Consider the following 5,321-nt stretch of genomic DNA (forward strand, 5'->3'; position numbering starts at 1 on the left):
TCCTTATTCAAAATTCCCTTTTCACACTCTTGTATAGTATTTATTTGCTACCCATTCCATCTGTTTATCTGCCTTCAACTCTTCCTTAATCCCCTGTGTCTATTTCATTTGCTCTACAATTGACTATTATTCCAGCGATTATATAAAAACCATAACCAATACAAAATATGGAAACGGTGCTTCTAACTATACCGCTAAAGCCTTTCGCCATTATCCCGAAAATAGTACTCCAGCAGAGAAATAGCGCCAGCAGACATAAAAAACTCGAACCCCTTGTAAAATGGGCATCAGAAGTTTTCTACCCGTTATTCTTGTTCTATAATTCAAGTGAATCTTCTGAATCTATCCACATCTGTAAATTGCCATCGAGATATAATCTTGCATATTCTAAAGGCTCATCCACAGCCAATGAAGTAAGCGCACATTCTGATCCATATGTGGTTTTTAAATCTTTTTCAGCTCCCCAGCAATCAATGCGAAGCATATATCCAACACTTGTGTAAACATCAATACTATCGTGTTTTATGTTGTATTATGCATAAATTGTTCTCATCGTATCTTATCTCTATTTTCTTTTAATAATCAGTTATAGAGTTAAATATCGAAAACATTTCAATCAGTTCACCATGTCGTTATTGTTATACTGTGTTATGAAATTTTCTTTCCCTTATTTTTTCCCATATTAAGATTCATGAAAGCTAATGGGAGAATATAACACAAAGGAAAGAGTAAGGGAAAGCTCACTTGCTACAAACTTAGTATTTTCAAGGGTTTGCGAAGAATTTGATAATTAAATATAACAGTTATTAAATTTCCTAAAATATGTGAAATATCAACTGAAATTTTACGATTTTTTGTTTTTCAAAAAGTCAATAGTTCTTTTCACGATAAATACGATACATATCAAACCTACAATCCCACAAACAATAGAGTCCTTTAAGTCTGCAAATCCTCCTGTGTACTGCATTGCATAATAATAAACCGTCCATATCAGTATCAATACGAACACACTAATACTTAACCAATAAGACTTTTTCTTCATCTAATTTTCCTCACATTGAACTTCCGATTTGCTTGTTCCATAAAATTCATTTTATTCGCCTTCAAACTTGCTGGCGGCGAACAGCATTTTATGCTGTTTGCAGACGGCAAGTCCACAAGGGATAGCCGCATAAGCGGCGCAAGGGAGTGTAGCTCCCTTGACGGAACGAAGTGACGAAACATTCTCGGTCGGGCAGTTTTCTTCTGCTGACTGGGAATGAGCTCCGCAGGACGCACATACTCCCGATAGGAGAGTATAGAAGTGCGCCCTTTAGTTCCTAAAGGGATTTTATCAGTTCGCCAAACTTGAATCTGTCGTATTAGAGATTCTTCGCTTGCAGCTCCCTTAACGATTTCTTCACTGGCGAAGTTGGTAGCGACCGATACATCACCGGCTACAAACTGTGATAATCAAAAATAAACACATTTGCCGATATTAAAGAAAGGAAGCCCCCTTTTTGGTGGCTTCCTTTCTTGTTTACTCCACCGATCAACGGCTCAATATTAAAAAATCTCCGAAACCAAGAACGCTACAACATAGCAGATCGGTTGGTGTATCATGTAAATAATAAGCGAATGTTTCCCTAAAAAGTTAATACCTGGAACTTTCCATTTTCCAAATAGCCGGTTAATCAGCCCCTTTTCCTGTAAGAAACTGTACAGGAAATATCCTGTTGCAAATAAGAAAATCCATGGGAGCAACGGAAAATAGTCGGTAGATGAAAAGCCAGCTTGCGGAAATCCAATATAAGCTAATACCGATTTCAACCATGTAACATTCAGCAAATTATCAGATAGTTGGATGGGGTCTTGCTTCGTCCAACTTCTGAGAATGAGGAATAGCACAAAACTAACACTTACCCCAACCCCAGCCGGGATTTTTTTCAGAACCTTATCCAGTAAAATCCATATCAAAATACAGCTGCCAATAAGCGTTAGAACACCGTAGCGCACCCGATCATTGGGAAGAACTATGGCGGTAACGAGCGAAACGACCACACCACCACCAAACGCCCACAATCCCCTTTTCATGTGTTTTTTTCCTAAATGCCAGCTGAACCCAGCCAGCAAAATAAAAGTCCAGCAAATGGATTGCTGCCAAATATAGGCACCGTGGGACTTATACCATGGAATATCTGCATTATACAGATAAACTAAATCCCATAAGAAATGATACGAAATCATTTCAATAATGGTTATACCTCTTATCAAATCAATAAACGGTAAACGCTGCTTTATTTGCGTTGTTTCCAGCAAAATTTCATCACCCCTTTTATTTACTCCAAAATCGGCTCCACCAGCTCCGGGGCGGCTCTGGCTGCTGCCGTTCCGGCTCTGCCGGAGCTACGCAATCCTCTGATTTTCTTCATGTTCTGTACCTCTTTCGTAAATTCCGATTCATAATGTAAGAGTAAGGTCTATCCGGCCTTGCTCTTTTCTTTTAAAATGGAGATATGGTCTGACGAAATTTCCGATTGGGACATCACGCCCGCAGACAAATGTGTCAGCCAGCCTCCATTTGTTGCTCACTTTTCGTATTCAAATTGTACCATAAAACTTGTGAACAGTTCTACCGCAACTTTGGACTATATGAGAAAAGTCCGAACAGTTTTCTGCCCGGACTTCCTCGCTCAATCATAAATCAATTCCGCTTTCACAATCTCCTCTGCCTGTGCCTTGCAAGCGTTCATCTGCCGCACCCATTCCATTTGATTATCGGCTTTCAGTTGCTCAGTCACACCGTTTTGCTCTGCCAGTGACCGCACGATCAGCTCCATGCGGTTTCGTGCCGCTTCGTCAATCTCGGCACAATGTTCAAAGAGCTTGTCGGATAGCACCAGTTCATTGAACAGTATCGGGCGGTGCATTTCCAGATACGCCTTGCGAAGTCTGCCGTAGTGTCCGATGGGCTTGGTCTTGCGGATAACGATGTTCGGGATAGGATAATCGCCGTTCTGTGTGTAAGTGATATTCATGCTGATTGTACTCCTTTCATTGGCTCTCTCTGCGGTAAGCTGCTGACAGGGACGAACACGCCCTTTGCAATGTCCTCTGCACGAATGGCGGCTTTCTTGGCTTCGATTTCTGCCTTTTTCCGCTCCTTGATTTTATCCTCGTATCGCTTCTGCGCTCCGCTGGCTTTACGCTTCAAGTAGTTCTGATGAAGTCTGTCCTTGCGTTCCTCACGCTTGCGGATTTCCTCTAATTCTTCCGGGGTCAGCTCCACTTCTCCAAACGCCGGGGGAACGAATCGCCCAACAAAATTGAAGTAAATCTCGACCTCCTGTGTGGTCTGTATACTGCCTTTACGGTCACGCTCATGCACAAGGATTTTCTCGATAAACTCGTTGAGCATGGCAATGGTCAACTTGTCGAAGTTCTCATACTTGTCAATCAGAGCGATAAAACGATCAGCGTCCTTTTCGTGCTTCTCATAGCTCTTGACAGCCTTTTCCAGAGCAGAGATTTCAGCGGTAAGCTCGGCTTGCTCCTTTGCGTATTGAGCGTCCAGAGTGGCGTATCTGCTGTCGGACAGCTTTCCTAAAATGTTGTCCTCATAGATTTTGCAGAGCAGGACTTCCAGCTCGGAAACTCTCTGCTTTGCTGTGGCAAGGCGTGCCCGCTGTTTCCTGACCTCTGCGGTCTGCTGGCTGGACTGCGCTTCCTGCACCACACGGACAAACTCGGCTCTGTCATGCTTCGCATACTCGGCAATGGCTTTCAGCATTTCAGAGACAAGGGACAGTACCACATCTTCATTGATACGGTGCTGGGTCTTGCAGAGCGTTCCGCAAGGAACTTTGGTGTACTGTGAGCAGGTGTATTGAGAAATGCGCTTGCCGTTATTGGTGCGGTGGACATACATCTTGCCGCCGCAATCGGCACAATAAAGCAAGCCTGTGAGGGGAGCTGCTTCGCCCCAGCCGTCCGGGTAGCGTCTGACATTCCCACGGATTTTCTGCACAAGGTCAAAGGTCTGCTGGTCAATAATGGCTTCGTGCGTATTCTCAAAAATCGTCCATTCGTCCTCCGGGACATAATGACTTTTCTTGTCCTTGAAGTGCTTTCGGGTCTTGAAATTGACGGTGTGTCCCAGATATTCACGCTTTTCAAGAATGTTGCAGATGGTGGAAGAACCCCAGCCGTACACATCTTTGAAAGTCTTGTTTTTGTTCACGCCCTCGCCGTGTTGGGCAAGGTAAGCAGACGGAATAAGCACCTTTTCCGATTTCAGTTTGCTGGCGATCTGATACGGACCGTAGCCTCAATCGTCATGGCAAAGATGCGCTTGACCACATCAGCGGCTTCGGGGTCAACCAACCATTGGTCTCTGGTTTCGTTCCAGAGATAGCCGTAAATGACCGTGCCTGTGAGGTGCTTGCCGGACTTGCCTTTGGACTGGAAAGTGGAACGGATTTTACGGCTGGTGTCTCTGGCGTAATACTCGTTCATAATGTTGCGGAAAGGGGTAAAATCATCGTCCCCTCTGGCGCTGTCCACGCCGTCATTGATGGCGATAAGGCGAACGCCACGCTGACGCAGGATTTCCATAATCTGACCGACTTTCAGATAGTCACGACCCATGCGGCTCATGTCCTTGATACACAGGTACTCCACATTCCCGGCTTCCACTTCTTTCATCATTGCTAAAAATCCGGGACGGTCAAAGCAGGTGCCACTAATGCCATCGTCCGTGAAATGGACAATGTTTGTAAAGCCCTGCCGTGCGGCAAACTCCTCCAACATAGCCTTTTGATTGGAAATGGAATTGCTCTCACGCTGTTGGTCATCATCTTTGCCAAAGTCATCACGGCTCAATCGTTCGTACAGAGCAGTGATTTTCTCGTTTTTTCTCATAACTTGCGCTCCTTTCTTCGGTTTTAGGTTATGTGTTCTAAGAGACTTCCCAACCGCTTGATTAAGAAGTCTTTTAGAGCATACAACACCGGCTGCCAGCTTATATTTCTTATACTGCCGCACTGCGAAGTGGTTTGGCTTTTCCGATTCCAGTGCATCAAACATCAGGTCTACGGGGTTTTTGAACTCCTCGTCATCCTCACGGACTTCCATCGCATTGATGAACTCAATGAGGGTGGAGAAGTTCTGCTCCTCCACCGGAGCTTCATAGTGGATATATCCAATCAACGCGCAATACAGCAATGTTTCCGCCTATAGTGATAGGTAAGGTTTTGATATTATCTCCACCTTTTCCCCCACTTCACACCGGACATGCGACTTTCACCGCATCCGGCGCTCCATCGATTGTCTTCACAAGACAT

At 44.4% G+C, this 5,321-nt stretch carries 3 protein-coding genes and 1 pseudogene; all 4 read right to left on the bottom strand.

What is annotated here, in order from left to right:
- Positions 1–316: 316 nt before the first annotated feature.
- Positions 317–526 (bottom strand): DUF6061 family protein, encoded by a 210-nt coding sequence (locus tag DWZ60_RS16545; protein WP_176815408.1) that lies wholly within the window; start codon positions 524–526, stop codon positions 317–319.
- A 1,019-nt stretch (positions 527–1,545) separates the two neighbouring features.
- Positions 1,546–2,298, bottom strand: a complete 753-nt coding sequence (locus DWZ60_RS16555) for a heparan-alpha-glucosaminide N-acetyltransferase (protein WP_117509146.1) — start codon at positions 2,296–2,298, stop codon at positions 1,546–1,548.
- Between the two features lie 374 nt (positions 2,299–2,672).
- The gene (locus DWZ60_RS16560) at positions 2,673–3,017 is read right to left on the bottom strand and encodes a TnpV protein (RefSeq protein ID WP_117805439.1); all 345 of its coding nucleotides are present in this window, start codon (positions 3,015–3,017) and stop codon (positions 2,673–2,675) included.
- Positions 3,014–4,899 (bottom strand): annotated as a pseudogene (locus DWZ60_RS16565) (DUF4368 domain-containing protein). Before DWZ60_RS16565 ends, DWZ60_RS16560 begins: the two are co-directional and overlap by 4 nt.
- Positions 4,900–5,321 lie beyond the last annotated feature (422 nt).

Source organism: Blautia sp. AF34-10 (genome assembly GCF_003477865.1).
Lineage (GTDB): Bacteria > Bacillota > Clostridia > Lachnospirales > Lachnospiraceae > Fusicatenibacter > Fusicatenibacter saccharivorans.